This is a genomic window from Moritella sp. 24 (assembly GCF_018219155.1).
GTDB lineage: Bacteria > Pseudomonadota > Gammaproteobacteria > Enterobacterales > Moritellaceae > Moritella.
Genome location: NZ_CP056123.1, coordinates 2399751 through 2426629, shown reverse-complemented (window position 1 = coordinate 2426629; position 26879 = coordinate 2399751). Strand labels below are relative to the sequence as shown.

The 26879-nt window shown below is 39.6% G+C and carries 29 protein-coding genes and 2 tRNA genes; 19 read left to right on the top strand and 12 right to left on the bottom strand.

The genetic code is table 11. The annotated features are described in order from the left end of the window. Nucleotides 1–68 precede the first annotated feature (68 nt). The 6 genes from HWV00_RS10885 to HWV00_RS10860 all read left to right on the top strand — a co-directional run bounded on the left by HWV00_RS10885 (nt 69) and on the right by HWV00_RS10860 (nt 3984). A complete protein-coding gene (locus HWV00_RS10885; RefSeq protein ID WP_211681101.1) occupies nt 69–395 on the top strand; it encodes a DUF3302 domain-containing protein in 327 nt (108 codons plus the stop codon). Beyond that, complete coding sequence (locus tag HWV00_RS10880; RefSeq protein WP_211681100.1) at nt 395–1354, top strand: HlyD family secretion protein; 960 nt, start codon at nt 395–397, stop codon at nt 1352–1354. Before HWV00_RS10885 ends, HWV00_RS10880 begins: the two co-directional genes overlap by 1 nt. 134 nt (nt 1355–1488) lie before the next feature. Then, nucleotides 1489–1632 (top strand): zinc-ribbon domain-containing protein, encoded by a 144-nt coding sequence (locus HWV00_RS21630; protein WP_211681098.1) that lies wholly within the window; start codon nt 1489–1491, stop codon nt 1630–1632. A 203-nt stretch (nt 1633–1835) separates the two neighbouring features. Next, nucleotides 1836–3008: a MerR family transcriptional regulator gene (locus HWV00_RS10870; RefSeq protein ID WP_211681096.1), complete on the top strand. Its 1173-nt coding sequence runs from the start codon at nt 1836–1838 to the stop codon at nt 3006–3008. A gap of 3 nt (nt 3009–3011) precedes the next feature. Beyond that, nucleotides 3012–3515 carry a GNAT family N-acetyltransferase gene (locus HWV00_RS10865; RefSeq protein ID WP_211681094.1) on the top strand — a complete coding sequence of 168 codons (504 nt, stop codon included), beginning with the start codon at nt 3012–3014 and terminating at the stop codon, nt 3513–3515. A 121-nt stretch (nt 3516–3636) separates the two neighbouring features. Then, nucleotides 3637–3984: a DUF2956 domain-containing protein gene (locus HWV00_RS10860; protein WP_211681092.1), complete on the top strand. Its 348-nt coding sequence runs from the start codon at nt 3637–3639 to the stop codon at nt 3982–3984. Between the two features lie 31 nt (nt 3985–4015). On the opposite strand, the gene HWV00_RS10855 is transcribed toward HWV00_RS10860, so the two are convergent. Then, nucleotides 4016–4777, bottom strand: a complete 762-nt coding sequence (locus HWV00_RS10855; protein ID WP_211681090.1) for an SDR family oxidoreductase — start codon at nt 4775–4777, stop codon at nt 4016–4018. A 304-nt stretch (nt 4778–5081) separates the two neighbouring features. Here HWV00_RS10855 and HWV00_RS10850 point away from each other — a divergent pair, with 304 nt between their 5' ends. After that, nucleotides 5082–6356, top strand: a complete 1275-nt coding sequence (locus tag HWV00_RS10850) for a DEAD/DEAH box helicase (protein WP_211681088.1) — start codon at nt 5082–5084, stop codon at nt 6354–6356. A gap of 44 nt (nt 6357–6400) precedes the next feature. Here the strand turns inward: HWV00_RS10850 and HWV00_RS10845 are convergent, their stop codons facing one another. Continuing rightward, nucleotides 6401–7180, bottom strand: a complete 780-nt coding sequence (locus HWV00_RS10845) for a spermidine synthase (protein WP_211681086.1) — start codon at nt 7178–7180, stop codon at nt 6401–6403. Nucleotides 7181–7459: 279 nt separating this feature from the next. On the opposite strand from HWV00_RS10845, the gene HWV00_RS10840 reads away from it, so the two are divergent. From HWV00_RS10840 to HWV00_RS10830, 3 genes are all read left to right on the top strand, one after another. Further along, entirely contained in the window at nt 7460–7645 is a 186-nt protein-coding gene (locus tag HWV00_RS10840; protein WP_211681084.1) for a hypothetical protein, read from the top strand. Nucleotides 7646–7858: 213 nt separating this feature from the next. Beyond that, on the top strand, nt 7859–8740 hold the full coding sequence (gene htpX / locus HWV00_RS10835) for a protease HtpX (RefSeq protein WP_211681082.1): 882 nt from the start codon (nt 7859–7861) through the stop codon (nt 8738–8740). 249 nt (nt 8741–8989) lie between these two features. Further along, on the top strand, nt 8990–10465 hold the full coding sequence (locus tag HWV00_RS10830) for a DASS family sodium-coupled anion symporter (RefSeq protein WP_255555029.1): 1476 nt from the start codon (nt 8990–8992) through the stop codon (nt 10463–10465). A 6-nt stretch (nt 10466–10471) separates the two neighbouring features. On the opposite strand, the gene HWV00_RS10825 is transcribed toward HWV00_RS10830, so the two are convergent. Further along, the gene (locus HWV00_RS10825) at nt 10472–11398 is read right to left on the bottom strand and encodes a hypothetical protein (RefSeq protein WP_211681080.1); all 927 of its coding nucleotides are present in this window, start codon (nt 11396–11398) and stop codon (nt 10472–10474) included. A gap of 171 nt (nt 11399–11569) precedes the next feature. Continuing rightward, nucleotides 11570–12946 (bottom strand): lyase family protein, encoded by a 1377-nt coding sequence (locus HWV00_RS10820; protein ID WP_211681078.1) that lies wholly within the window; start codon nt 12944–12946, stop codon nt 11570–11572. A 231-nt stretch (nt 12947–13177) separates the two neighbouring features. Here HWV00_RS10820 and HWV00_RS10815 point away from each other — a divergent pair, with 231 nt between their 5' ends. Continuing rightward, on the top strand, nt 13178–14209 hold the full coding sequence (locus HWV00_RS10815; protein ID WP_211681076.1) for a hypothetical protein: 1032 nt from the start codon (nt 13178–13180) through the stop codon (nt 14207–14209). 170 nt (nt 14210–14379) lie between these two features. Here HWV00_RS10815 and HWV00_RS10810 read toward each other — a convergent pair. The 3 genes from HWV00_RS10810 to hmpA form a co-directional block, all read right to left on the bottom strand. Beyond that, a tRNA-Val gene (locus HWV00_RS10810) sits at nt 14380–14455 on the bottom strand. 21 nt (nt 14456–14476) lie between these two features. Further along, a tRNA-Val gene (locus HWV00_RS10805) sits at nt 14477–14552 on the bottom strand. A 95-nt stretch (nt 14553–14647) separates the two neighbouring features. After that, entirely contained in the window at nt 14648–15838 is a 1191-nt protein-coding gene (gene hmpA / locus HWV00_RS10800; protein WP_211681074.1) for an NO-inducible flavohemoprotein, read from the bottom strand. A 310-nt stretch (nt 15839–16148) separates the two neighbouring features. On the opposite strand from hmpA, the gene HWV00_RS10795 reads away from it, so the two are divergent. The 4 genes from HWV00_RS10795 (at nt 16149) to HWV00_RS10780 (ending at nt 18292) form a co-directional block, all read left to right on the top strand. Further along, nucleotides 16149–16673 carry a GNAT family N-acetyltransferase gene (locus tag HWV00_RS10795; RefSeq protein WP_211681072.1) on the top strand — a complete coding sequence of 175 codons (525 nt, stop codon included), beginning with the start codon at nt 16149–16151 and terminating at the stop codon, nt 16671–16673. A 54-nt stretch (nt 16674–16727) separates the two neighbouring features. Beyond that, complete coding sequence (locus HWV00_RS10790; RefSeq protein WP_211681070.1) at nt 16728–17264, top strand: GNAT family N-acetyltransferase; 537 nt, start codon at nt 16728–16730, stop codon at nt 17262–17264. After that, entirely contained in the window at nt 17248–17748 is a 501-nt protein-coding gene (locus HWV00_RS10785; RefSeq protein ID WP_211681068.1) for a GNAT family N-acetyltransferase, read from the top strand. Before HWV00_RS10790 ends, HWV00_RS10785 begins: the two co-directional genes overlap by 17 nt. 76 nt (nt 17749–17824) lie before the next feature. Further along, a complete protein-coding gene (locus tag HWV00_RS10780) occupies nt 17825–18292 on the top strand; it encodes an Sbal_3080 family lipoprotein (protein WP_211681066.1) in 468 nt (155 codons plus the stop codon). Nucleotides 18293–18346: 54 nt separating this feature from the next. On the opposite strand, the gene HWV00_RS10775 is transcribed toward HWV00_RS10780, so the two are convergent. Further along, nucleotides 18347–19579 carry an NAD(P)/FAD-dependent oxidoreductase gene (locus HWV00_RS10775; RefSeq protein WP_211681064.1) on the bottom strand — a complete coding sequence of 411 codons (1233 nt, stop codon included), beginning with the start codon at nt 19577–19579 and terminating at the stop codon, nt 18347–18349. A gap of 288 nt (nt 19580–19867) precedes the next feature. On the opposite strand from HWV00_RS10775, the gene norR reads away from it, so the two are divergent. Next, the gene (gene norR / locus HWV00_RS10770) at nt 19868–21487 is read left to right on the top strand and encodes a nitric oxide reductase transcriptional regulator NorR (RefSeq protein ID WP_211681062.1); all 1620 of its coding nucleotides are present in this window, start codon (nt 19868–19870) and stop codon (nt 21485–21487) included. A 110-nt stretch (nt 21488–21597) separates the two neighbouring features. Here the strand turns inward: norR and HWV00_RS10765 are convergent, their stop codons facing one another. After that, complete coding sequence (locus tag HWV00_RS10765) at nt 21598–22986, bottom strand: MATE family efflux transporter (RefSeq protein WP_211681060.1); 1389 nt, start codon at nt 22984–22986, stop codon at nt 21598–21600. A gap of 253 nt (nt 22987–23239) precedes the next feature. On the opposite strand from HWV00_RS10765, the gene HWV00_RS10760 reads away from it, so the two are divergent. Continuing rightward, nucleotides 23240–23845: a riboflavin synthase subunit alpha gene (locus HWV00_RS10760; protein WP_211681058.1), complete on the top strand. Its 606-nt coding sequence runs from the start codon at nt 23240–23242 to the stop codon at nt 23843–23845. Nucleotides 23846–23977: 132 nt separating this feature from the next. Here the strand turns inward: HWV00_RS10760 and HWV00_RS10755 are convergent, their stop codons facing one another. From HWV00_RS10755 to HWV00_RS10745, 3 genes are all read right to left on the bottom strand, one after another. Continuing rightward, nucleotides 23978–24181, bottom strand: a complete 204-nt coding sequence (locus HWV00_RS10755) for a CPXCG motif-containing cysteine-rich protein (RefSeq protein ID WP_211681056.1) — start codon at nt 24179–24181, stop codon at nt 23978–23980. 218 nt (nt 24182–24399) lie between these two features. After that, nucleotides 24400–25089, bottom strand: a complete 690-nt coding sequence (locus HWV00_RS10750) for an LrgB family protein (protein WP_211681054.1) — start codon at nt 25087–25089, stop codon at nt 24400–24402. After that, nucleotides 25086–25481, bottom strand: coding sequence for a CidA/LrgA family protein (locus tag HWV00_RS10745; protein ID WP_211681052.1), 396 nt, complete (start codon nt 25479–25481; stop codon nt 25086–25088). The genes HWV00_RS10750 and HWV00_RS10745 overlap by 4 nt, the downstream gene beginning before the upstream one ends. A gap of 132 nt (nt 25482–25613) precedes the next feature. Between HWV00_RS10745 and queE the strand changes: the two genes are divergently transcribed. Then, nucleotides 25614–26282, top strand: a complete 669-nt coding sequence (queE, locus tag HWV00_RS10740; RefSeq protein WP_211681050.1) for a 7-carboxy-7-deazaguanine synthase QueE — start codon at nt 25614–25616, stop codon at nt 26280–26282. A gap of 103 nt (nt 26283–26385) precedes the next feature. Beyond that, the gene (locus HWV00_RS10735) at nt 26386–26769 is read left to right on the top strand and encodes a DUF4440 domain-containing protein (RefSeq protein WP_211681048.1); all 384 of its coding nucleotides are present in this window, start codon (nt 26386–26388) and stop codon (nt 26767–26769) included. Nucleotides 26770–26879: the final 110 nt, after the last annotated feature.

Here is a 26879-nt window from a genome sequence, read left to right as displayed (position 1 = left end):
GCTATTCTCATACCTGTTACGTGGCTCTTGCTGTAATACGGTAGATATACAAATTAAAGGAGTTAATTATGTTGGAATACGTTGCACTGGGAATACTGGTGTTTGTCGCTATTGTGCTGTTTTATGGTGTTATCGTGATCCATGATATTCCTTACGAAATTGCCGTACATCGTAACCACCCACATCAAGATGCAATTCATGTTGCTGGTTGGGTAAGTCTATTTACGTTACATGTATTGTGGCCATTTTTGTGGATTTGGGCAACCTTGTACCGTACCGACCGAGGCTGGGGTTTCTCTGATGGTCATTCAAGTAAAGAGCATATAGATAAGCTAGAGTTAGAATTAGCGGAAGTAAAACAGCGTCTTAATACGTTAGAAGGAGAGAGCAAATAATGGATTTATTACTCATATTAACGTACACGGCTCTATGTATTGCGATATTCAAAATATTTAAGATCCCGTTAAATAAATGGAGTGTGCCAACGGCTGTGCTTGGTGGGATCATCTTGATTGGTGGATTGGTCTTCACAATGAATTACAACCATCCATTTTCAGAAATTAGCCGTGAGTATTATGTCACGACACCTGTTGTGCCAGCGGTTAACGGTACTGTGATTGAAGTACCCGTAGAGCCTAATCAATTGCTGCTTAAAGGTGATGTACTGTTTAAGTTAGATCCGAAACAATTTCAAGACAAACTTGATTCAATTGAAGCGAACCTTGTTGTTGCACAAGCTGACTTTAAACGCGCTAAAGAGCTATATCGTAAAGGCATAGGTAAACAACGCGATGTAGATATTACGCGTGGTCAAGTTGATGACTTAGCGGCAAAGCGAGAACTCGCAATTTATGATCTTGATAGTACGGTGGTTCGTGCGCCAACCGATGGTTATGTTGTTCAGCAAGCGTTACGCCCGGGTATGCGAGCAGTTAGTTTACCTTTACGACCAGTGATGGTGTTCAAGCATAAAGGGGATAAAAACTTAGTTGGTTGGTATCGTCAAAACAGCATGCTTCGTCTTGAAAAAGGCTCTAAAGCAGAAGTGATATTTGATGGTTTACCGGGCAAAGTATTTAGTGCGAAAGTGATTGGTGCTATTCCGGCTATACCTGAAGGGCAAGTGCAAGCATCGGGTACATTAATCTCGGTTCAGACAGCCCGTTTTCCTGGCCGTATACCGGTATTATTTGAAATTGATGATCCACGTTTTGAGCAATATAGCGATGTTATGATGGGTGGTGCATATGGTCAAACTGCGATCTATTCAACACATTTTGAGCATGTCGCTATTATGCGTAAAATATTATTACGCATGGCGTCTTGGATGAATTACCTTTTCCCATTCCATTAAAGTACCTTGTACTTTGATTTTTCTAAAGGATTATAGCCATGGTTATAATCCTTTTTTTATGTTCAGTTTATTACTATACCTTTATGAGTATAATATAGGGTAGGTAATATAACTAACATAAGTGGAATACAAAGATGAGTAACGTGAATACAGATAACAAAAATAGCTGTAATCAGTGTGATACAGCATTGGTATGGCGAGCCGATTTATACCATTGTGATGACTGTAAGTTGGTATATAAAAAAATAAGTTTTTGCCCAGACTGCAACGCTGTTTAGTCTTTTTAATCGGTTCTAGGGTGTCTATCAACAGTAAAAAAGTCGGACTATCCTGCAATATTAGGTACTAGTCGAGAGATTCTGTTTCACAATTCCTGATTTTAATTTTCTTATTTTGTCTAAATATGGTTCTAAAACTAATATTGACCTGACTATAGCTTCATAGTTTATAGTGCCTTAACTAAATGAAAGGAGCATGGTCTATGTATCGAATTTCGGTATTAGCTCAGATGGTTGGTTTAAGCCGATCAACTTTATTATATTACGAAAAAATAGGCTTGATCGCTGCACGTCGACAGAGTAATGGTTATCGAAGCTACTCTGATAAGGACGTGCAACGAATTAAGTTGTTTCAGAAATTTCAAGCAGGCGGTTTGACGCTCAAGGAGTGCCAAGCATGCTTAGAGGCGAAAATAGAAAAGGAAACACTACTTAAACGACTTGAAGTGTTAGATGAAGAGATAGTTCAAAAGCAACAAGCAAGAGACTTACTGCGTTCAATGGTGGGTTTGGAGTCAATGCGAGAGTGGCATCAATCGTTGGAGTTAGAAGCGCCAAAGGCTCATTTAGACTGGCTAATAAAACAAGGTTTTAACGAAAAGCATGCCCTTAGATTGAGATGGCTATCAAAAGATATGAATGAACATGAACAATACATGGCAGATTTTGAACGTATCTTTGAAGGCCTAGATAGACTTGGACCCGGCGATGACGACGACTCATTAAGGTCGCGTAATAGCATACCGATCAACACTGGTGAATTATTAGAGATTGGTTGCGGTAAAGGCGTAACCACCAAGTTATTGGCTGAGCACACCCAGTTCTCTTTTACCGCTTTAGACAACGATGAATATAGTCTTAGTTGTTTACGCGAACGTATCGAACAAACATCACTTGAAAACAGAATCACACCTGTTTGTGCAAGTATGACAGAACTTCCGTACGCTAAAAATAAATTTGATGTCATTTGGGCAGAAGGTTGTGCTTACATCATGGGTGTTGAACAGGCATTAAATGACTGGCGACCGTTTATCAAGGCTAACGGTTACCTCGTTATTAGTGACTTAGTTTGGCTTACGGAATCACCAGATGCGGAAGCGTTAGAGTTTTGGCAGCAAAACTATCCTTCAATGACGACTAAAGCGAAGCGCTGTCAAATGATGGATAAGTCAGGATATCAAGTCATCGATAGCTTTACGCAGAGCGCCAAGTCGTGGAACAACTATCTTAATCCGCTAAAAGATAAACTGGCGAAACTATCAGATCAGGAATTTATATCTAACGCAATTTTTGATTTACGCAACGAATTGAACATACATCAGCAATATCTGGGGCAATATGGCTACCAAGTGTTTGTATTACAGAATAAAGGCTAAAACATGATTATAAGAAAAGAAAACGCATCAGACATTAATGCTATCGAACGTTTGACTTACCAAGCATTTGAGAATCATCCACACCATGAAGTTGGTGCAAAACCAACTGAGCACTTAATTATTAACAACTTGCGTGCTGATGGTGCGCTAACGTTATCTTTAGTCGCAGAAGACAAATCAGGTATTGTTGGTCATATCGCATTTTCATCGGTTAATATTAACGGTGAAATATCGAGTTGGTATGGTATTGGGCCTGTTTCTGTTAGCGTCGAACGTCAACGAGAGGGCATTGGCGGTACTCTGATTCGTGCGGGCATCGCAGAGCTGAAAATGCTGGGTGCAAGTGGTGTCGTACTATTAGGTGAACCTCAGTATTACGGTCGATTTGGTTTTAAATCCGATCCACGACTTGTTCTTCCAGGCGTACCAGCGGAGTATTTTATGGCACAAGTTTTTGATAGTGAAATGCCATCTGGAGAGGTGAGTTATCATCCTTCATTTAGTTAAAATAATACTTAATGATAACAATATAATCGCCTTATATAAGATGAATGAAACAAACTCACTAACTTGCAACATAGACCTGAGTTATTTATCATCAAGGTAACTGAATTAAGAGTAAAAATCCATGACACAGAAAGTATCAACAGAAGTACAAACTGAATCGACACGTATTGCTAATGGCATTAAAAAGCCAGGTCAAAGCCGAGAGCAGACTAAATTGATCGCAGCAGGTATTGAGAAGGGAATTGCGGAGTACAAAAAACAGCATAAAGCGAAAGCCCGCCAACTTGATAAACAAAAAAAGCAAAAGTTAAAAGCAAGTACAGCGGCTGCAGCGCAAGAAAGTGAAGCTAAGATCGACATTGAACAAACAAAATCAAGCTCAAGTCGATTACCTTGGGCATTACTCGCGCTAAGCTGGGCTGGCTTTGCAGGCTATCTTATACAAAATGGTGTACTTAAAGTCGGTTAATCGTTTTGGTGTTGCAGCTGGTGACGTCACATTACGCTTGTAACCATCCGGCAATTTTACGAGTCATGAAGCGAGGTGATACCTTACCGAATAACACACCTACTTGGTTTTTAATCCCGGTGACGACAATGGCACTGTGGCGGTTTGCTAGGGCTTGCTTCACCACGTCAGCAGATGTCATCGCGACGGCATTAAATAGACTTAAGCCGGTGAGGTTTGCTTCTTCAGCAAATTCGGATTGGGTTGGACCCGGGCACAGTGCACTGACTGCAATACCTTGATGACGGAGTTCTTCGTGTATTGCTTCCGAGAAAGACAGTACAAATGCTTTTGTTGCATAGTATATTGCCATATTAGGGCCAGCTTGGAACGCCGCTATTGATGCAACATTGATGATGAACGGTTTTTTTTGTTCACGCATGTTTGGGACTAAACGGTGGGTCAGTTCGACTAAAGTACTTACGTTTAATTGGATCATTTGCATTTGGCGTTGGAGTGGTAAGTCTGCAAAGTTACCACGGTTACCAAATCCAGCATTGTTAATCAGACCATTAATAGCAAGGTTATCAATGCTAATTTCAGTCGCTAATATTTCACTGCCAGTGGGTTCGGCAAGGTCAATAGCAAAGCATTTAACGTCAATACCGTATTGCGCTTCTAGCGTTTGTGCCAGTTCTTCTAACTTCTCTTTACGGCGAGCAACTAATATCAAGTCTTGTCCTGCTTGCGCCAACTGTTTCGCGAACTCACTACCAATACCTGCGCTTGCGCCTGTGATCACTGTATAACTCATTGTAATTCCCTTTGTATTTGTCATTAGATGAAGCGTCAATTGAAAATTGATTAAGTGACCCTGAGTTATTTACGCTACAAGAGCGCATTGAAAATGTAAATCATAAGGTGTTAACAATTTGCTGATGTGAGAGGTTGGGGAGTGATTTAAATACCAGCCGTCATATCCCTTTTAAATGTTCGAATTGTTCTCTTCTTTTTCAATATCGAGCACTACAGCATATTTAAATCTATTTAACTCACCTAATAGGGCATAAATACGCTAAAATGGCCGGCTATTATCTTATCTTGAGCTCTATATATTAATGACCACTGTCACAGCACCAACCAATTTTACAGAACTTGGCCTAATTTCACCTTTGTTATCTCGTTTAACTGAGCTGGAATATCAACAGCCAACGCCTATTCAAGCGCAAGCTATCCCAAGTGTATTAGCGGGACGTGACTTAATTGCAGGTGCAAATACCGGTTCGGGTAAAACCGCTGCGTTTGCACTACCTATGCTGCAACACATACATGCTGAAAAGCAATCGAGTGACACAAGCAGTAAAGGTAACTATGTTACTGGTCTTATTTTGGTTCCGACACGTGAGCTAGCGAAGCAGGTTGCAGACAGTATTAAGTCTTATGCAGTGCATTTTAACGGCGCTATTAAAACTGTTGCTGTGTTTGGTGGCGTATCTGTAAATACACAAATGCTCGCATTACGCGGTGGTACAGATATCTTAGTGGCAACACCTGGTCGATTACTTGATTTGATTTCAAGTAATGCTATCAAGCTAGATATGGTTAAAACCTTAGTACTAGATGAAGCAGATCGTATGTTAAGCCTAGGTTTTACTGAAGAGATCGCATCACTGTTAGCCTTGTTACCAAAGAAAAAGCAGATTTTATTATTCTCAGCAACCTTCCCTGAGAAAGTACAAGCTTTAACGCAAGCGTTACTTAACGATCCTGTTGAAATTCAACTGCAAAGTGCGGATGCAAGTACGTTGGTACAACGTGTTTTCACAGTGAATCAAGGTGAGAAAACAGCGGTATTAGCGCATTTGATCAATGAAAATAAATGGCGACAAGTGCTTATTTTCGTAAATGCAAAACACAGCTGTAATCACTTAGCTGATAAGCTTGCTAAGCGTGGTATTACTTCACAAGTATTCCATGGCGATAAAGCGCAAGGCGCACGTATTCGTACGCTTGACGGATTTAAATCTGGTGAGATACAAGTACTGATTGCAACTGATATCGCAGCCCGTGGTTTAGACATCGAAAAATTACCTGTTGTGATTAACTTTGACTTACCAAGAAGTCCATCTGACTACATGCACCGTATTGGTCGAAGTGGCCGTGCTGGTGAAGTCGGCTTAGCATTATCACTTATCGATCATGAAGATTACCATCACTTCAGTATTATCGAAAAGAAGAACAAGATCCGACTTGAGCGTGAAGAAGTAGCGGGTTTTGAAGTAGATGAAGTTGTTGAAGCATATGTACCTATGGCACCGCCAGAAGGTAGCGGCAAGAAGAAGCGTAAAAATAAAGCGCCTGTGAATGAAGATATTTGGTTAAAAAAAGATTAATTGATATAAAGATTTAATCTACATTTAGCATTTTAAAATAGGTGTCATGTCTGGCACCTATTTTTATTCCCCCGCGTATCCCAAAGTAATTCAGCATAGCGTTCCATCGGAATGTTCATTTCTGCTTGTAGCCTTTTACCTTTAGTCAGTAGCTCGTTTCTTTTTAGTAAAGGGATGTTATTTTTGAATGCGAGTATGATTGTGTTTCCACTTTCAACTTCAAAACGGAGTAATCGGTCTTCAAATTCGAGTGCGAGTAACTCATCTAACTTTGTATGTGATTTAAGTGCTGTATGCCAAATATTAAGCACGAGAACCCCTTGCTCGTTGAGTGCGTTTTTACAATCGCGTAAGTAGGAAGAGTGTATTTGTTTTGGTTCCATGCCTGCCGAGTTGTATAAATCTGAAAAGATAATATCACTTTTCATGTCGGTATTTTTCATGTAATTAACAGCATCATCGATATGAATGAAGAGGCGGTCTGTATCCGGTAAGCTAAAGTATTTTTTGGCAGTCTTCGCCACGGCTTCACGGTATTCAACCGCGTGTACGTTTAATTCGGAGAAACTGCTGAGTAGGTTCTTTACCATTGAACCCGCACCCAGTCCCATAATCGAGACGGTTTTGAGCATGGGAATAAAAAATAAGCCTGCCATCATGGCTTGTGTGTAACCGAGCGCTAATCCATTCACGTTATTTAGTTTCATATAACTTTGATAGATCTTCCCATCAAAGCTGAGGATCCGACTGGTTCTGGTTTCGTAAACATAAATTGGACCGTGTTCGTCAACGGTGTGCGAAATACAGATACCATTAATATCCATCGTATTTTAATACCTCTTAATACAGCTATTTCATTCCTAAAACTAAGTTTAGCGCAGTGATGAGTTAATCGCATTTAGAGAGGCTGTAATGAGAAAGTAGTGCACCTTTGAGGATAAATAACGTGTACCTGTGTTGCAAGTTAGCGAAATAAAATAGTCATAAACGGTTAAACGAATTGTAAGTTGATCTGTGTCAATGGTTGCAATAGGTTAATTCGTCATAGTCCGTGTGAACAAAATGTAAAAGTGATTAACACACAAGATTAAAAGGTGGTATATATGGAATTATTACGCAACCCAAAATGTTACACGGACGTGTGTATAGATGGTACTTGGTATCATTATGATCACTGTGGTTCGAAAGTTTATTCGTTAAGTGGTGGTGCAGGTCCTGAATTAGACCTCGCGCGTGAACCTGCGACAGAAACAGAGCTAATCGACCTGATTCAAACAGCCGTTAACTAAACTTATTAATCAATATAGTTAACGGTACAGGTAATTTACTTTGTACTCGATACAGTGTCATCACTCAGCGACATTTGTATTTTTGACCTTTAGATGCACTGGGCATTTAAAGGTCATTTTTTGTTCTTTACGCCTCTTTACAGTCTCATCTCTTTGCGTTTTCGTTATTTTGTCATATTATGTCACTCTATTTTTATTGGAGAACACAAATATATGAAACGCGTTATGCTATTTCTTGCAACTAACCTGGCCGTAATGGTGGTTTTTAGTATTGTATTAAACATTATCTATGCGACCACTGGCATTCAATCAGGTAGCCTTTCAGGGTTGTTGGTGATGGCGGTATTGTTTGGCTTCGGTGGTTCATTAATTTCATTAATGATGTCGAAGAAAATGGCGCTACGTTCAATTGACGGCGAGATCATCACTGAACCTCGTAATGCAAATGAACATTGGTTATTAGAAACCGTTACTCGACAAGCAAAACAAGCGGGTATTGGCATGCCTGATGTTGCGATTTATGATGCTGCCGAGATGAATGCATTCGCAACAGGCGCAAAACGTGATGATGCGTTAATTGCTGTATCGACTGGCCTATTAGCACAAATGACACGTGACGAAGCAGAAGCGGTGGTTGCACACGAAATCAATCACGTTGCTAACGGTGACATGATCACAATGGCCTTGATGCAAGGTGTTGTGAACACGTTCGTTATCTTCTTATCTCGTATTATTGCTAACGCAGTAAGTGGCTTCACATCAAGTGATGAAGAAGGCGAGGGCGAAGGTGAAGGCGGTGGTTTCATGACTTACTTCATCGTATCGATGGCACTAGAAATGCTATTTGGTTTCTTAGCAAGCTTCCTAACAATGTGGTTCAGTCGCCAACGTGAGTTTAAAGCTGACTCTGGTGCTGCGAAACTTGTTGGTAAAGAAAAGATGATTGCTGCGCTTGAGCGCCTTAAAACAAGTCAAGAAACACAACTTGAAGGTTCGATGATGGCGTTTGGTATCACAGGTAAGAAAACAATGATGGAACTATTAATGAGCCATCCACCGCTTGAAAACCGTATTAACGCATTACGTCAGCTTTAATCTGAATAATGTTTTAAACAGTCATTAGCGATAAATAATAAAGCCCCACTCGGTTAGCTTACTCATCATAAGCTTATCAGTGGGGCTTTTTGCTATCTTATTTTTCATGGCCTGATTGGTATCTCTTTATGGTTAATTAAATGCGCATATAACTTGAAAACGTGATAGGTAAACGAATAAAAAGTGTCAAAAAAGTGTATTTTATATGTTATGAATTAGTGGCTTATGAGGTAAAAGCTAATGACGAATATGATGACAGAACAAGTTCCAGATAAAGTACCGAATCGTCGGGGTAAAGGCTCCAATGTATTGATGGCGAAATTAGTAAAACTATTAATTGCATTCGGTATTCCGTTATTTCTACTCTCTATGCCCACCGCTCAACTCCCCTTTGATGACCTCAGCATTATACAACATCGACTGTTAGCTATTTTTATTCTCGCCGCGTTATTGTGGATACTTGAACCTGTTCCTGTCTTTGCGACCTCTATTTTAATTATCACTCTTGAATTGGTGATGCTCTCAGACCAAGGCTTATACAGTTTTCGATTTTTTAATAAAGGTACCGTTGAATCGGCAACGAATATAGAAGGATTGATGCATTATAACGATATTTTTGCTGCGTTCTCTTCGCCTATTATTGTGTTGTTTCTCGGTGGTTTCTCATTGGCGATTGCTGCGAACAAATACGCCTTAGATACGAATCTCGCGAATGTATTATTAAAGCCGTTTGGTACGAAACCATCGTCGATTATGCTGGGTTTAATGATGATCACTGCTCTGTTCTCAATGTTTATGTCAAACACAGCAACGACAGTGATGATGCTTTCTTTATTAGGACCTATTTTAATGTCGGTACCTAAGGAAGAAAAGGGCGTGAAAGCCTTGGTGTTGAGCATTCCAATCGCCGCCAATTTGGGTGGGATCGCAACGCCAATTGGCACGCCTCCGAATGCGATAGCACTGCAGTACTTAGACAGTGTCTACAACGTTAGCTTTTTAGATTGGATGATGGTTGGTTTGCCTTTTGTTATTTTATTGCTCGGCTTTGCGTGGTGGTTATTACAAAAACTGTTTCCGTTTAGTGGCGATAGTTTGCAGCTACAGTTAGGGGGGGAGTTTCAACGCAGTTGGCAGGCTATGGTTGTTTACATCACCTTTGCACTGACTATTGTACTGTGGATGAGTACTGGACTGCATGGTATGAACACCTATGTTGTTGCGATTGTACCATTGGCAATATTCACTCTCACGGGTATTATCGGTAAAGAAGAGTTAAAGCTGATTAACTGGGATGTATTATGGCTGGTTGCTGGTGGTATTGCGATTGGAATTGCGTTAGATAAAACGGGGTTAGCAGCGGTTATGGCCAATGCGGTTGATTATTCGGTGTTACCTGCGTTGTTGGTTATTTTAGTCATGTCTTTTATCTGTTGGTTGATGGCAAACTTTATCTCAAATACGGCAACGGCAAATCTATTAATGCCAATAGCAGCTGCGGTTGCGACGTCGATGAATGATCTGTCTCTGCTGGTGATGCTTATTGTTGTGGCTTGCTCTGCATCGCTGGGAATGATATTACCGGTATCAACACCACCTAATTCTTTGGCTTATGCAACAGGGTTAGTTGCCAGCAAGGATATGGCAAGAGTTGGACTTATCATGGGCCTTGCTGGACTAGCGCTTGTGTATACCGCAATTCTGACCTTCGTTAGTTTTGGCTAAGCATTATTATGTCGGTGCACTTTCGACTTGTGGGTGCACTGTATTAATAATATTACGCTTATTGTCTAATTCGTAGACCCAGTCACATTGCTCTGGCAGCGTGGCTAAACATTGCTCTGTGATACGTTGGAAGTAAGCGGTAAAGTTGCGTACTTCAGCACTGGTCATGAATGTTTCTTTTTGTTTATGATCTTCATTTTCTTGTAGGGTTTGACGTTTGTTTTCTTGCTCTAGTCGCCACTCATGTACGCTATCAAAGCTCGGCGCTTTTAACATTATCCAATCGTCTATACGTTGATATAGCCCTTGGTAGTTTTGCTTGAGCTGTTGATTTACATAGCTACGCCAAATACCATATTTATCTCTTTTAGCTTCAAGTTTGTTAATTGGATAAATAAGGTCTTTCATTAACTGCGGTTGAACGCCTAAACACCAACCTTCTAATATGATCACGTCGATAGGGCGATCAACAATAGGCCATTGAGATTGCGGGTAGGGATTGTCTGCAAACTTATTAAAACGCGGTAATAACACGGGGTCGCTTGGTGTTGCCCCTGCACAGAGTTTGTCTAATGTTGCATTAGCAAGGTTGATGTCATGCGTACCCGGTACACCTCGGGTACGTAATAAAGGATGTATTTGGTTGGCAAGATCGTTACGTTGACGATTACTGTAATAAAAATCATCAAGTGATAATACAGCGACGTTTAGGTCGTACTCTGTGCTTAGTCGAGTACCTAGATAATCAGCAAGCGTTGATTTACCTGAACCTTGGCAGCCATTGATGCCAACAATAAAGGTTTCTTTTGCTTGTTTTTGGTGCGCGACGATACTTAGTAGTGCAGCCGAAAAATGATCTGATGCATGTACTAAATAGTTGGCGTCCAACTGATGGCGCTGAATGAATTGGTCTAATATTGGCATTTTCGTCATAGATCACCGCTTTCTTTGAATTCACTGAATTTATATCAATCAATAATTGCTACAACATTTAAACAGTTTTTAATAAACATTTAAATAGCTAATTATTAACAATCAACTCTTATGCCAAATTATATTGTTCCTTAATAATAAAAATAATTCACCTATTTAATCTGTCTGGTGTTAGTTATTCCTCGTTAAAACTAATGGATCTAATAATTTAGTGAGTTCTTCTCGTGTTAAATCGGTATTTTCTTCTGCAACATCAATTATAGGGCGTTGTTCTTTATAGGCCTGCTTGGCAATTTGGGCCGCTTTAAGGTAGCCAATGACGGGATTAAGCGCGGTGACTAAAATAGGGTTTTTATAAAGAGCTTGTGTTAATGCTTGTTCTTGTACCTGAAAGTCGGCAATGGCTTTGTCTGCCATTAATCGACTACTTGATGCAAGTAAATTAATACTGCTTATTAGATTAGCAGCTATCAGAGGGAGCATGACGTTGAGTTCGAAATTACCTGATTGCCCACCAATAGTAATTGCAGCATCATTACCGATCACTTGCGCTGCAACCATCGCAGCTGATTCGGGAATAATCGGGTTTACTTTACCGGGCATGATGGATGAACCTGGTTGTAAGGCGGGTAAGCTTATTTCGCCTAATCCTGCCAGTGGACCCGAATTCATCCAACGAAGATCATTGGCTATTTTCATTAACGATACCGCGGTTGTTTTCAATTGACCGGATAGCGCGACAGCGGTGTCTTGTGTTGCCATCAAAAATGAAAAATTGTCTGCCTTGTTAAAGCGAAGTCCTGTTAATGCCGATAATTTATGATTAAAGTGAGTTGTGAATTCGGGATGAGCATTAATTCCCGTGCCTACGGCGGTTCCTCCTTGCGCAAGTTGTAGCAATTTGGGGTTTAATAGTTTGATATTATGAATACTGTAATTGATCTGTGCTGCCCAACTGAATAATGATTGGCTCATGCGTACTGGCATTGCATCCATTAAGTGAGTTCTACCTGTTTTGACAAAATGATTTAAACTAAGTGCTTTATCTACAATTGTTTGGTGCAGATGTTGTAGGGCGGGTAGCAGCTGTTTATCGATTAACATAGCGGCACTAACATGGATAGCACTGGGTATCACATCATTACTGCTTTGGCCGTAATTTACATGGTCGTTAGCATCGATCTTACTTTGGCTATAAATACTCGCAAGATGGGCGATCACTTCGTTGGCATTCATATTAGAACTTGTGCCAGATCCAGTTTGGTAGATATCAATAGGGAAGTGTTGCATGATGTTTTCGTCAGCGAGTAATTGGCTGACTGCCGTACAGATTGCAGTGGCGATGTCTTCTGATAATAGTCCCAGTGCGAGGTTTGCTTGTGCGGCCGCTGATTTGATCAATAATAATGATTTAATGAAATCAATTGGCATGGTTTGACCGCTAACAGGAAAGTTGTCTATTGCACGTTGTGTTTGCGCGCCATACAGTGCATTGGTAGGTACGTGAACCTCGCCCATGCTATCGCGTTCAATTCGAGTGTTAACCATCGTTATCTCCTGAGCATCATTCGTTATAAAAATGGCTGGCATTATGTGAGAAGCAGCTTATTTTTATACCAATAAATGTAGATATATCATTAAACAGTATAGCGAATGAAGAGTGCGATGAAGTAGGTCGATTAAGTTTTAAGAATAAGGTAAGCTGGTGTTAATTGAACATTTAGCATTTACTGAACATGCGGTTAGTGTGCATAACGTCATCTTTATTAGGATAAAATAATGTCATCTTTGGAAACAACTGGTTTGCAACAGGATAAAACGCCAGAAATTGATTTGCAGACTTGTGCTGCTAAACAGTTAAGCTGCTTGGGTATACCAGGATTGATGACGCTTGAAGCTATTGAATTCCAATTGTTAGAACTTGATTCGGTGTTAGCGAATAGTCAGCAGTTAGCGGAACAATATAAACCGTTAATCGCAAATTTACCGACCGCATTACACAGCTGTTTTCAAGTTTCAGCTGCTGGTGTTGAACAACTCGCTACGATGATCCAGTTACTTCAAAGTACACCGGAAGCGATGTGGACGTTTAGGGATACTTGTTTTAATGACTATGAGATGGATTTTAGATTAGCAAAGTTACAGCAGCAGCTAACAATTTTAACACCGTTAAATAAAAAACTCGTTCCTTTTGTGGCAACAAATGCATTGGGAACAACTTCATCATTACGTGCAATTCAAACGTGTTTGGATAATGCAGGGATGTTTTGTTGGTTTTCTGCTGACTGGCGTAAAGCGAAGAAGGAGACGTTAGCGTTAGCTGTAAATGAACAATTAAAACTTGCTGATATTAAGATGTTATTTCCGGCGATGATAAAATACGTCAACGCACAGGAGAACCATGATGCAATTTTTGCTGAAATACCTGCTTTAAGTATGGCTAACCAAGGCATTAATACCGATTTGGTGCCACTGTTAGCGGTGCGTGAGTGGTATAAAGATGTTGGATTTGCAATAACTGCGCACTTTGCGGGCGAAGGGGAGATCTTAACTGGGTTGTCTGTGCTTGCTAAAGAAGATGCTGATGTATTAGTCGCTACGTATGCAGACAAGCTAATGACTAATATTAAGGTCATCGACAATCAAATGAACAAGTTGAGATTGAGTTTTCCTGAATGCCAAATTTTGAAACAGGGTGATGTTAGTTACTTAACATCGGTTGCAGAGTTAAAAACGATTGTTGTTACACAGTTAAATATTTTGAAGAATGGCTGTAATAGTACAAATGTATGTTTAGCAGACTGTAAATAGTTGATGTTCAATCATTTAATTATCAACATATGAATGATATTGATTGTGAATTTATGATTTAAAAAGAGAGGGTGTTAATCAGCAGTATTGTGTTGCAGAATACGTTGTTTGATTTATACCTGAATTTTAGACATAAAAAAACCTCGCTCATTGAGCAAGGCTTCATTATTTGGTGCGTCCTACAAGATTTGAACTTGTGACATCTAGCATGTCGAGCTAGCGCTCTACCAACTGAGCTAAGGACGCGGAATTTGTACCATTAAAAAATGGTGCTCGCTACAAGACTTGAACTTGTGACATCTAGCATGTCGAGCTAGCGCTCTACCAACTGAGCTAAGCGAGCAATATTTGGTATGTCGTTAAGACGAGACAAATATTATCCCGCATCCCCATTATCATCAAGTCTTTTTTAAATAATATCTATCTTTCGCTTTAAAACTAAGCAGTTGGGTCGATATTTAAATCTTCTGCAGGACCAAAGAATTCAAAATGAACATTTTCAGCCGGAATTCCTAGTTTTGGCGCGAAGTTGTTCATTGCTTGCATGAAAGGTTTTGGACCTAAGAAGTAGAATTCTACATCACGGTCGTGACCAATTTTTTCTTCTAGCATTGCTAAGTTAATAAATCCGGTTGCATCGGGTTTACATTCTTCTGTTGCATCGCTGTAGACGAAATACGGTTTTAGGTTGTCGTTTTTCGCAGCAAGATCGATGACATGGTCACGGAACGCATGTACGTTTTTGTTTATTGCAGCATGGATGAAGTGAATAGGACGGTCTGTGCCAACTAAACTGTTTAACATGCTGATCGCTGGTGTAATACCAACACCACCAGTAACAAGTACAACAGGTTTGCTGTTATCTTTTAGAATGAAGTCGCCTGCAGGCGCTAATACTTGTAGTGTATCACCAGCTTGAATGTGATTGTGCAAGTAGTTAGATACAGCACCTCCATCTTCACGTTTAACACTAATACGTAAGTATTCTGCGTTCGGTGAATCAGATAAACTGTATTGACGACGTGTTTCTTCACCATCAATGTTTAATACTAAACCAATAAACTGACCCGGTATGAATGAAGTCACTGGCTTACCATCTGTCGGAGTCAGATAGAAAGAGGTAATGTTATCGCTTTCTGCTGTTTTTGTGGCAACTTTGAACTCACGTTCATCACGCCAGCCGCCTTCTTTTTCTGCATTGGCGGTATACGCTGCTTCTTCAGCACCGATGAGTAGGTCTGCAAGCTGCCAGTATGCAAGTCCCCATGCATCAATCACAGCATCTGTTGCAGCATCACCTAATACAGCTTTGATTGATTTTAATAAACATTCACCAACAATTTCGTATTGCTCTGGCTGGATATTAAGAGAAACGTGCTTGTTCACAATACGGTTTACAGCGGCTTCTAATACAGACAGGTTGTCGATGTTACCTGCATAAGCAACAAGCGCATTTGCCAGTGCTTTAGGTTGTGCATTACCCGCTTGGTTACTTTGGTTGAAAAAACGTTTTACTTCTGGGTATTCTCTAAACATCAAAGGATAAAAATGCGCTGTAATATCATTAGCATGAGCAGAAACAGCTGGGACAGTTGCTTTGATAATATCAATAGTTTGTTGCGTTAACATAATAGCTACCTTGTATAGGTTAGTGAAATAAATTGATCTACATCAATGTTTATATTCTCTGTATAGCATTAGCTGTGCCAACTTTTTAAGCTATTGATAATGTTGCGTTTGATGTTTTTAACTTTAACTTTGTTGTTATTGAGACAACTCTTGTGCGTTGTCATATTTACAACTGCGATGTCTAAATGACAACTTTTTGCGTGTAATTACCTCATGAATATTGAATATTTACGCTCGTTTACCTTGAGACGTTAAATTGTTAAGCTGATGTTTAGAAAGGAAATTAAATAACTTGGCTATGAGGGGGCAAATGACGATATTACATATTTCGGACAGTATTGAATTGGTTTCTTTAGAGGAAGGTGACTCTTCAGTAATACTGAATTTAGTCGAATTCAGCCGCTCACAACTCGGAAAGTATTTATATTGGGTTGATGATGTTCGAGATGAAGTATCAGCTCATCAATATATAGTCGAACGTATAAGTAGTGGGTTATTAGATTCTTACTGGTTTAAAATAAAGTTCAATATGCAAGCTTGTGGTGTCTTTGGCATCAAGTCTATTTCTGCTGAGGACGGCGTTGCAGAAGTCGGCTATTGGTTGTCACATAGAGTGCACGGCAATGGAATTATAGCTAAGATCATAGCTCAGTTATCGTCTTTTTTATTAGGGAACACTGACGCGAAAATAATTGAATTTAGATGCCTTGAAAAGAATATTGCGAGTATTCGCGTGGCAAAAAAATCGGGTGCTGAGTTAGTGGGTTCAATACCTAGCTATATGACTGTAGGAAATGAAAATCAGGCACTTCAGATATACCACCTGAAAATTTAAATATATAAGTAGATGTAGGATAGCTGGTACCTTGTTAGTATGTTAAAGGATATTATGGAATTCAGTACACGAGAAGCGTCAATTAAAGACGTGCAACTAATAGCATCAATTCATATAGCGTCTTGGGACTCTGCATTTGAAGGTTTAATGCCAAAAGGCTACATCGATAGTTATACGTTAGCTCGAAGAAAAGCAGAGTGGTCAGAGATAATTGGCAAGCATTTAGAAAACGTGATTGTTGCTGAAGTTGGGAATCAAGTTGTTGGTTTTTTATCTTACAATAATGATCGTAGCAGACTTAAAGCAATTGAATTGAGTAAGCTTTATCTTTGCCCTAGTGTTTATGATCAAGGCTTCGGCAGTCTGTTATTAAAATTACTTGAGCAAGAAGCAATACGTGAAGGCGTTGAATATATATCACTCTATGTTTTAGATTGTAATCAATCGGCCATAAAATTCTATCGTGGTCATGGGTTTAAAGAAAGTGGAGCTTGTCTTAAAACTGATTATGAAGGCTCTGTCATTATTGATATCCAAATGATAAAAAGAGTGCATAGTATTTCCAAGGAACAAAATGAAATTGATAATTAGAGACGTTCAAAAATCAGATGCACAAGGCATCATCAACATATTAAACCCTATCATTGAAGATGGTCTTTATACCATTCTTGATTCTACATTTTCTTTGGAAGAGGAAGAGCAATTTATAAAGGACTTCCCTGAAAGAGGCGTCTTTAATGTTGCAATCAACTCTGAAGAATCAACAGTTGTAGGTTTTCAAAATGTAGAACCGTTTGCTACTTATACACACGCTTTCGATCATGTCGGGATCATAGGTACATATGTAGATAGCAGTTATAGAAGGCAAGGGATCGCATCGGGCTTGTTTAATTTAACATTTGAATTAGCAAAATCTAAGGGTTATGAGAAGTTATTTGCTTATGTTCGAGACGATAATAAAGATGCATTAGCGACTTACCTGAAGCAAGGCTTTGAAGTGATAGGCATTGCTAAAAAACACGCTAAAATTGGCGGTAAATACATAGATGAAGTATTGATCGAAAAGATGCTATAAGTATTCTAGATAAAATTAAGGCTTAGTCTAAACATGTTTTATGTATAATCATATTTTTTTAACTATGGATTTCATCATGAATAAGAAGTTACTGATCCTTGCTTTACCACTTCTCCTTACTGCTTGTGCAGCCCCTAAATATACAGCTACACCTATTTCGTCAGAGTTACAATCTACTAATATTACGATTGTAAAAGACGAAGCAACGCGCGCTGTATTTTTAGATACAATGCAAACTTGGTGCTTGGACAATGCACATAAATGTACAGTAGTAAGTGATGGTACCCAGCCTGATCCAGCAGACTTGACGCTAACTTATGTATCACGTTGGAGCTGGGATCTACGTACATTCATCGCAGATGCTGAAGTAAAAGCGTATAAGAACAGCCAAAAAGTGGGTGAGGTCGAATTCGATGCACCTAATAGCGGTAACTTTGACAAGTTTGGTGATGACGATAAACGAATTGAGTCAATGATGGAAATTCTGTTTGGTCAGCAAACGGTTGAAGAAGCGCAAGCTAAAATAAGTTCTGGCGAGATATAGTTTTATAATTGAAATGAATGAGCCGCCTCAGTGAAAGAGGTGGCTCATTTATGCTTAAGACTTACAAAGCTGAGCTACAACTTTTAAGCGACGCTCTGGTTCTGATACAAACGGGTTTGATTCATCCCAAGCATAACCTGCAAGAATAGAACAAATCATTTGCTTAACTTTTGGATTTGGGTTGTCGTGTAAGACCACACCTTGAAACTCACCCGTATACCAACCTTCAACATAACAACGGAATGCGTTAACACCCGTCATTAGTGTATCCGCATATTCTGTTTGCCAATCAACGGTTTCATTATTAAATTTCTTCACTAACAAATCAGCAGCAAGTTCTGCAGACTTCATTGCAATCGTTACACCCGATGAGAATACAGGATCTAAAAATTCACCTGCATTGCCGAGTAAAGCAAAGTTACGATCAAACAGTTTTGTCACGTTAGCTGAATAACCCATGATAGTGCCACACGGATTCGGGAAATTAGCTTGTGCTAATAATTTTGCTAAATTGTGTTCTTCGGCCGCCAGCTGCTTCAATGCTTCAAGATGATCATCTGGGTAGTTTGCAAAGAATTCCGGTTCACCAACCACACCAAACGAGCAGGTGCCATTACTAAAAGGAATCAACCAGTACCAGACTTTGCTGTCATCTGGATGTACAGATACCAAAATCTTATTACGATCGTAGTCTGTCGAAGTAATGTTATCTTCAATATGGGTGAAGATGGCGCGTCGAGGAGGTAGTGTCGATGGTTCTTCCAGTCCTAATAAGCGTGGTAGTACACGTCCAAAACCACTGGCATCTAAGATAAAATCAGCTTCAATATCATAGCTGTTTTGATTTTTATCAAGGACGGTTAATAATGGTTTTTCTCTTTCCACATCAATGCTTTTTACTTCGTGCTCATAATTAATCGTTACGCCTTGTTGCTCTGCACTGTCGGCAAGTAATTTATCAAAATTACCACGCTGTACTTGGAATGTTGTCCCTTCGCCTGCGGTGTATTTATCCGTGAAATCGAATTCAGTATATTTACCACAAGCATGGAAAGCCGCACCATTTTTAAATTGATAACCAGCCGCGTTGACAGCATCAAACATATCCGCTTTTTTAAGGGATTCCATACACGCAGGTAGCAAACTCTCACCGATAGAGAAACGTGGAAATGTAGATTTTTCGATGATGGTTGCATTGATGCCTTGCTTATTAAGCAGTGCTGCAGCAAGTGAACCTGAAGGGCCTGCGCCAATGATGACGACGTGAGCAGGATGTGTTAATGACACAAAGCGTTCCTTATTATGTCGAGATAAAACCCGGCAGATGTAGAGTTGGAGTATTTTTTATAGCGCGACTTTATCACATGTTTAATCAGGGATTAAAAAATAATAGTAAATCAATAAAAATAGTTGATATGAATCAATAATACTCACTAGTATATAAGCTCAAAGGTGGTAGTTTAACCTATTGGTTTTTATATGAATATCGGAATATGCTCTTACTGTTGTCAATAAGACCTCTCAATGCTATAACTGTTATCAATTAAAAGACTGATTTAAGAAGGGCTAGCCACAATGGAAAACATTCGCTTTATCGAGAGCATGGATACAATTATTTATGATCTATCTCGAGAGTTGCCTAAATATCAACGATATAACCGTTTGTTACAGGCATGGCGGGATACTTTTTCATGTGATGCGTGCGTGTTACTCAAGTTAGAAGGCGATAACTTAGTACCAAAATCGGCGAATGGTTTACAAATTGAAGCGATGGGTCGCTATTTTCCTATTGCAGAACATCCTCGGTTTGAGCAAATATTAGCGCAATACGAAAACGAAGTGCAAAAAAAAGTGCACCGTTTTGATGCACAGTGCGAGCTACCTGATCCTTACGACGGTTTAATACAAACCCCCGACGGGCAATTGAATGTGCATGATTGCATGGGCGCTGTGTTGGTTATCGATAATAAGCCTTGGGGGATTGTGACGATGGATGCGCTTAATCCGCAGCGCTTTGACTCGCTTGACCCTCAAATATTAAATTCAATGATCGGCCTGGCTGAAGTGGTAATAAAAACGGCGAATTTAATTTTTGCATTAGACCAAAAAGTACAGCGACAAGAACAGGTAACTGAAAGCTTAATCAATGAAAAATTCAGTGAACAGATGATAGGCTCTAGCTCTGCCATGAATATGTTGAATTTAGAAATTGATTTAGTTGCTGATTCCGACCTTGCCGCATTAATTTACGGTGAGTCTGGCTCAGGTAAAGAGCTGGTGGCTCGTCGTATTCACATGGCCTCTAAGCGGGCGAAGGAAGCCTTGATTACACTAAACTGTGCGGCTTTACCTGAAACAATGGTTGAAAGTGAATTGTTTGGTCATGTTGCGGGCGCATTTACAGGGGCAACTAAAAACCGGTTGGGTAAATTTGAACTTGCTGATGGTGGTACGTTATTCCTAGATGAAATAGGTGAATTACCTTTATCCATTCAAGCTAAGTTATTAAGGGTTATCCAGTTTGGTGAACTTCAGCGGTTAGGAAGTGATAAGCCGCATAAGGTCGATGTTCGGCTCATTGCTGCGACTAATCGAGACTTGTCGAAAGAGGTTGCGGAAGGTCGTTTTAGGGGAGATTTGTACCACCGCTTAACGGTTTACCCACTTAACGTACCAAGCTTGCGTGAACGTGGTGATGATATTTTGTTATTAGCAGGTAATTTCCTTGCTAAGATCCAACGTAAAGTCGGCATTAACAATTTAACGCTAGCTAAAGATGCAGAGAAAGCATTACTTGCCTATGAGTGGCCGGGTAATGTTCGTGAGCTTGAGCATTTATTAAGTCGTGCATCATTAAGAGCTGCAGGCCGTAACCGTAAAGATGAGCGCGTAGTTGTATTAGAAAGCAGTGATTTGAATATTCAGACATCGCAGTATGAAGCCAAAGTAACAGACATTAACTCAATCAGTTCTGATAATGTGTCGTCAACAGCTGATAGTGAGCGTGGAAATGATATCGTTATAAACACAGATTCGAATGATAATAATTTGAAGCTGATAACTGATGACTTTCAAAAACAGTTTATTGTTAAAATGCTGGCAGAAAATAATGGTAACTCGGCAGCAACGGCTCGTGCGATAGGGGTTGATAGAAGTAATTTACACCGATTGATGAAACGGTTAGAGATTAGTTAGCTGAATTATAAAGACGCGAGAATAGGTATGCAGAAGATAAAAGCGGTAGTGATTTAAGCCACTACCGCTTTTTTACATATTTAGGTTGTGTTTAACAAGCCTAAGCAGGATTATGAGGCTGTCATTGTTAGCGTTGAATTATTATCTTGTGAACCTTGCGTAGTGTCTTTATAAACACGCGAGAGTTTGATTGATAATAAAATAGCAGCCATTGTTAAACCGGAAATAAAGCCAATCCAGAAACCAGCCGCGCCCATTGCTGGTACAATTAAGTCTGTTAATGCAAGCGTATAACCAATAGTCATACCCACTGCCCAATAAGAGAATAGAGTGATATAAAAGATCACACTCGTTTCTTTATAACCACGTAATGCACCAGCGGCAATCACTTGAATTGCATCAGAAATTTGATACACAGCAGCAATAAGCATTAAGCCAGTTGCAATATTAATTGTTGTCATGTCTTCGGTATAAATCTCTGCAATCTCATTTCGTAATAAGATAGTAAAGATTGCTGTAACAACAGAAAAACCGATGCCCATCCACATTGCCGTGATACTGGCAAATTTCGCTTGTAATGGTTTTTTCTCACCGACGTATTGTCCAACGACAATGGTTGCTGCAATACCTAAACTGAGCGGTAGCATGAATACCATTGATGAGAAGTTTAACGCCACCTGATGAGCAGCAACTGTAATAGCGCCAAGCGGGGCTAACAAAATTGACACAACAGCAAACAGTGTTACTTCACAGAACATCGACGCCGCGATTGGAAAGCCTACCGAGATAATATGAGACATTTCTTTTTTATCGATGCCGTACACCTGATCAAACAGTTTAATGTCTTTAAAATCTTTGTGGAAATAGCTATACGCGATCATCGAAAAGCACATTGCAACAAACACTAATGCAGACGCAACCGCACAACCAACACCACCTAACGCAGGCATGCCAAAGTGGCCATTAATAAAGATGTAGTTTGCAGGTATATTTACCATGATACCAATTAAACCGATCACCATGGTTGGTTTAGTAATACCTAAACCTTCGTGGTAACTACGGAATACTTGATAGCCACAGGCGAATGGCAATGCGAGTGAGATCATGCGTAAATAATCAGTTGTTAGCTCGGCTAATCGGTCTTCAACATGCATGAACTCTAAAATCATTGGGCTGTAATACAGTAGCGCCATCATTGGTAGGAAAATGATTAATACAAACCAGATGCCTTGTTGTACTACTTGTGCTATTTCACTTTGTCTTTTTGCGCCATATAGCTGTGCAACGATCGGTGTGATCGCCATTAAAATGCCAACTAAAAACATTAGCACTGGGAACCAAATACTGTTGGCAATTGCGACTGCAGCCATGTCTGTCGCACTAACTGCGCCAGCCATCACTGTATCTACAAAGCCCATCACTGTGAACGCGAGCTGTGCGATCAAGATAGGGACCATTAATTTAAATAAGTTAGAAACCTCAGATCGATATTTCTGCACTGGTACTCCGAATATTTTGGGATAATAAAATTGTGTATTATTAGGATTGTGTTGCTGAAAACGAAAGATGTGGTTATGAATGTTGTGATATTCACGATCGTGAGGGTATACCTGATCCAGCTAGGAGCATAATAATCCTTTATAGCTAGTATTTAAAGCGGTATTTATTATTTTTTACTCGTTAATTATATTCATATATTTGTTTACACGATATAGTGAGGCATATTCGTTTTCGTAATTGTTAAGGTCATTTATGTTCACTGGCATCGTTCAAAGAAAAGCAAAAATTATTAGTATTGAGAAGAAAGAACAACTACATACGTTGGAAGTAGCACTAGATAAAAAGCATCAAGATGGCTTGGTGACGGGCGCAAGTATCGCGAATAATGGTACGTGCCTAACCGTTGTTAAAATGACGGACAATACCGTGTTTTTTGATGTTATTGAAGAGACATTGAAAGTGACGAACTTAGTTTCGCTGGAAGTTGGAGATGAAGTTAACCTAGAGCGCGCAGCGAAATTTGGTGATGAAATCGGTGGGCATCTTTTGTCTGGTCACGTTCATACACAAGCGGAAATTGTCACGATTAATCGTACTGAAACTAATTGTGATATTTGTTTTAAAATTGCACCGGAATGGCAAAAGTATGTGTTACCAAAAGGTTTTATTTCGATTGATGGTATCAGCTTAACGCTAGGTGATGTCGCTGATGGTCACTTCTGGGTACACTTAATTCCAGAAACATTAGCAGTGACGAATCTTGGTGGACGTCGTGTGGGGCAATTTGTGAATATTGAAATTGACAGCCAAACACAAGCTATTGTAGATACGGTTGAACGCATGATGGCGAATAAGTAATTCGTTTGTAGGATTATAAGAGCGATATTCTGGCATTATGTGTAATCATAGTTAACTGGCTGTGCCGTATCGCTCTCAAATTAACGTAACTTTTAATGCCACTTGGGTTAAGTTGGTCGTTTAATATCGTGTTTAAAAGATCTGCTCATCATCGGCATCAATAAATAATTCATACTTCTCATTAACCTGATCATGTAATAACTTAAAATGAATACTATTGCAGCAGGCACTACACTCATCATAAAAATCTTGCGAACCATTACTCGCATCAATATCAGCAGTGACAAATTGACCACAATGAGGACACACAACTGTTCTATGGGAAAATTGTTTCATGATAACCTCCACAGGCTATATATCGCATCTTCTATGCTTATTTTAGCTGAAGATTATACTTTTGCATATTTGGCGGTTTGAGGAGTAGTTGAGGGATTATTGAAGGGGTGGTTGAGGAATAGTTAAGAAATAGTTGAGAAATAAAAGGTATCGTGAAATGGTACTGATATATTTAAATATCAGTACCACAAAAACATGATATTTCATGCCCTTATAAGTTAAAGCATCCAGCTAAGGAGATAAGGATACAGCACGGGTGCGATAATGGATGTGAGTACCGCACTAATTAATAATGCTGTGGTACTGAACGCCCCATGAGTTCGGCTCAGTTCCATTGCCTTTGATGTGCCAATCACATGTGAACCAGAGCCGATGGCAAGTCCCTGTGCTTCAGGTGTTCGAATACGCAAATATTTCAGCAAAAACGGAGCGCACACGTTACCAAAGATACCAACCATAATGACCATGATGGCAGAAATTGCTGGGATACCTCCGATTGATTCACTGATCGCCATTGCGATTGGGGTTGTCACTGCTTTAGGGGCCAGCGATGCGATAATTTCTGGCGAGGCAGAAAAAGTGATTGCCACAAATGTCGTTACAATTAACCCAACAATAACGCCAACGCTACATGCTACAAGCACAGGTACAATTTTTGCTTTCACGTGGACAAATTGTTGATACAAGGGAAAGGCAAGGGCGATAACAGCGGGTTCGAGCAAACCTGTTAGTACAGTTGTGCCATCTTCATATTCTTGTAGATCAAATCCAAATAGCATCATGATGCTGATCAGCGCACCAATAGATAATAATATGGGATTAAAAATAGCAAGCGCGGTTTTTTTATAAAACCATTGAGCGATAAAATAAACGGCAAGTGTGAGTGGTATTGCTAAATATACGATCATTGATTATCACCTTGCTCTGGACTCGATTTTTTGTTGGCGTCACGTGAACTTGCTCGATTTAAGTAACAGTATGTGTGACCAACGGTAAGGAAAATCGCGACAGTGCCAATCAGGCCCGCCATGATAAGCGCCAGTATATTTTGCTGGATAAGCTCAAAATAACCCATAAGCGCAACACCTGCCGGAACAAATAGAATGCCGATGTGACGGTTAAGTTGCCCACATATCTTTTCGACATACTTCTGCTTGAGCATTCCACTGCTTAGTGCGATGAATAAGAGTAATAAGCCAATGATGCTCGAGGGGAATGGAACAGGTAAAAGCATGCTAATTACTCGACCTAAAATGACAAAACAAAAAATAGTGAAAATATTATACAGCCATATTTTCATTGATTACCTACCTACTAATTACGCGATTGCTAAGCAATTACTGTGCGATCGAAAGTGTCCTATATAAAATGTTAAAAATATATAGGGCAGATGATACAATAAACGTTACTTGAAGTTTATTAGGTTATAAAAATGCAGTATCCGGTTAATGAAATTTTTGAAACAGTACAAGGTGAAGGCCATTTTACTGGTTATCCCGTCATCTTTATTCGTCTACAAGGATGCGATGTTGGTTGTTCTTGGTGTGATACCAAACAAACTTGGACGGTCGATCCTGAGATGCAAGTGTCACAACAAACGGTGAACAAAGCTTGCGATGATAAACCGCATTGGGCGAACTTTACTGCACAAGAATTCATTGCCATGATACAAAAAAATGGTTTTGTTGCAAAGCATATTGTTATTTCGGGTGGCGAACCTTGCCAGTATGACCTTGTTGAACTAACAAGTGAGTTGGAACAAGCGGGTTATTTCTGTCAGATTGAAACATCAGGTACATCAGAAGTACGTGCGACAGCGTCAACATGGGTAACTGTTTCACCTAAAATTCAAATGAAAGGTCAGCTGCCAGTTTTACAAAGTGCATTACAACGTGCAAACGAAATCAAACATGTTGTTGCAATGGAAAAGCACATTGATGAACTCGATGCGCTCATTGCTGAAATAGATACCTCAGATAAGATTATGTGTTTACAACCTATCTCACAGCAAAAACGTGCAACAGATCTTGCGATCAAGGTTTGTATTGAACGTAACTGGAAGCTGTCTGTTCAAATGCATAAATATATCTTCATCGATTAAGTTGCTTTTTACTTGTCATTATATCCTCAGCCCTGTTTATCTTAGCTAAGGATATAGTGACAAGCAGTATTACCTTTTGTATTCACAGAATGTAGGAGTAGGGATGGACCATAACAATAAATCAGAGCGTGAACTGATAGAACACTTTAAGCAGCGTGAAGAGACATTATTACATACAGATTTTACACAATTCCCAAAGCAACTTGATGATTTCTTACACCCTGAATTATTTGAAATATCGCCAATCGGAAGCTATACCTCACGTAGCGAAATAGTAAGCTGGTTATTAGCTAAATCTCCTACGCAGCGTTGGAGCTTGAGTCAATTTAAAGTGGTGACGTTGGCAACTAATACGATGTTGGTTTGTTATCAGGCTAATTCGATTAATAATGGCCGTATAAAAGAAACAGGCAGCCTACGTAGTTCAATTTGGTGTTTTTACAACCACCAGTGGCGACTTCAATTTCATCAAGCAACAAAAAACTAACAAAAATCTCTACTACCTACCTAGTACTATTTCTCTTGTTTCCTCCTCTTTAGGGGGATAAAGCTTCCGATATTAAGTTCTTACATCAATCCTAATTGTTTGACATAGTT

What these genes read in the sequence shown, in the direction of transcription:
- HWV00_RS10885 (WP_211681101.1), top strand. Translation starts at nt 69, where the DNA reads ATGTTGGAATACGTTGCACTGGGAATACTGGTGTTTGTCGCTATTGTG.
- HWV00_RS10880 (WP_211681100.1), top strand. Translation starts at nt 395, where the DNA reads ATGGATTTATTACTCATATTAACGTACACGGCTCTATGTATTGCGATA.
- HWV00_RS21630 (WP_211681098.1), top strand. Translation starts at nt 1,489, where the DNA reads ATGAGTAACGTGAATACAGATAACAAAAATAGCTGTAATCAGTGTGAT.
- HWV00_RS10870 (WP_211681096.1), top strand. Translation starts at nt 1,836, where the DNA reads ATGTATCGAATTTCGGTATTAGCTCAGATGGTTGGTTTAAGCCGATCA.
- HWV00_RS10865 (WP_211681094.1), top strand. Translation starts at nt 3,012, where the DNA reads ATGATTATAAGAAAAGAAAACGCATCAGACATTAATGCTATCGAACGT.
- HWV00_RS10860 (WP_211681092.1), top strand. Translation starts at nt 3,637, where the DNA reads ATGACACAGAAAGTATCAACAGAAGTACAAACTGAATCGACACGTATT.
- HWV00_RS10855 (WP_211681090.1), bottom strand. Translation starts at nt 4,777, where the DNA reads ATGAGTTATACAGTGATCACAGGCGCAAGCGCAGGTATTGGTAGTGAG.
- HWV00_RS10850 (WP_211681088.1), top strand. Translation starts at nt 5,082, where the DNA reads ATGACCACTGTCACAGCACCAACCAATTTTACAGAACTTGGCCTAATT.
- HWV00_RS10845 (WP_211681086.1), bottom strand. Translation starts at nt 7,180, where the DNA reads ATGGATATTAATGGTATCTGTATTTCGCACACCGTTGACGAACACGGT.
- HWV00_RS10840 (WP_211681084.1), top strand. Translation starts at nt 7,460, where the DNA reads ATGGAATTATTACGCAACCCAAAATGTTACACGGACGTGTGTATAGAT.
- htpX (WP_211681082.1), top strand. Translation starts at nt 7,859, where the DNA reads ATGAAACGCGTTATGCTATTTCTTGCAACTAACCTGGCCGTAATGGTG.
- HWV00_RS10830 (WP_255555029.1), top strand. Translation starts at nt 8,990, where the DNA reads ATGATGACAGAACAAGTTCCAGATAAAGTACCGAATCGTCGGGGTAAA.
- HWV00_RS10825 (WP_211681080.1), bottom strand. Translation starts at nt 11,398, where the DNA reads ATGACGAAAATGCCAATATTAGACCAATTCATTCAGCGCCATCAGTTG.
- HWV00_RS10820 (WP_211681078.1), bottom strand. Translation starts at nt 12,946, where the DNA reads ATGGTTAACACTCGAATTGAACGCGATAGCATGGGCGAGGTTCACGTA.
- HWV00_RS10815 (WP_211681076.1), top strand. Translation starts at nt 13,178, where the DNA reads ATGTCATCTTTGGAAACAACTGGTTTGCAACAGGATAAAACGCCAGAA.
- hmpA (WP_211681074.1), bottom strand. Translation starts at nt 15,838, where the DNA reads ATGTTAACGCAACAAACTATTGATATTATCAAAGCAACTGTCCCAGCT.
- HWV00_RS10795 (WP_211681072.1), top strand. Translation starts at nt 16,149, where the DNA reads ATGACGATATTACATATTTCGGACAGTATTGAATTGGTTTCTTTAGAG.
- HWV00_RS10790 (WP_211681070.1), top strand. Translation starts at nt 16,728, where the DNA reads ATGGAATTCAGTACACGAGAAGCGTCAATTAAAGACGTGCAACTAATA.
- HWV00_RS10785 (WP_211681068.1), top strand. Translation starts at nt 17,248, where the DNA reads ATGAAATTGATAATTAGAGACGTTCAAAAATCAGATGCACAAGGCATC.
- HWV00_RS10780 (WP_211681066.1), top strand. Translation starts at nt 17,825, where the DNA reads ATGAATAAGAAGTTACTGATCCTTGCTTTACCACTTCTCCTTACTGCT.
- norR (WP_211681062.1), top strand. Translation starts at nt 19,868, where the DNA reads ATGGAAAACATTCGCTTTATCGAGAGCATGGATACAATTATTTATGAT.
- HWV00_RS10760 (WP_211681058.1), top strand. Translation starts at nt 23,240, where the DNA reads ATGTTCACTGGCATCGTTCAAAGAAAAGCAAAAATTATTAGTATTGAG.
- HWV00_RS10755 (WP_211681056.1), bottom strand. Translation starts at nt 24,181, where the DNA reads ATGAAACAATTTTCCCATAGAACAGTTGTGTGTCCTCATTGTGGTCAA.
- HWV00_RS10750 (WP_211681054.1), bottom strand. Translation starts at nt 25,089, where the DNA reads ATGATCGTATATTTAGCAATACCACTCACACTTGCCGTTTATTTTATC.
- HWV00_RS10745 (WP_211681052.1), bottom strand. Translation starts at nt 25,481, where the DNA reads ATGAAAATATGGCTGTATAATATTTTCACTATTTTTTGTTTTGTCATT.
- queE (WP_211681050.1), top strand. Translation starts at nt 25,614, where the DNA reads ATGCAGTATCCGGTTAATGAAATTTTTGAAACAGTACAAGGTGAAGGC.
- HWV00_RS10735 (WP_211681048.1), top strand. Translation starts at nt 26,386, where the DNA reads ATGGACCATAACAATAAATCAGAGCGTGAACTGATAGAACACTTTAAG.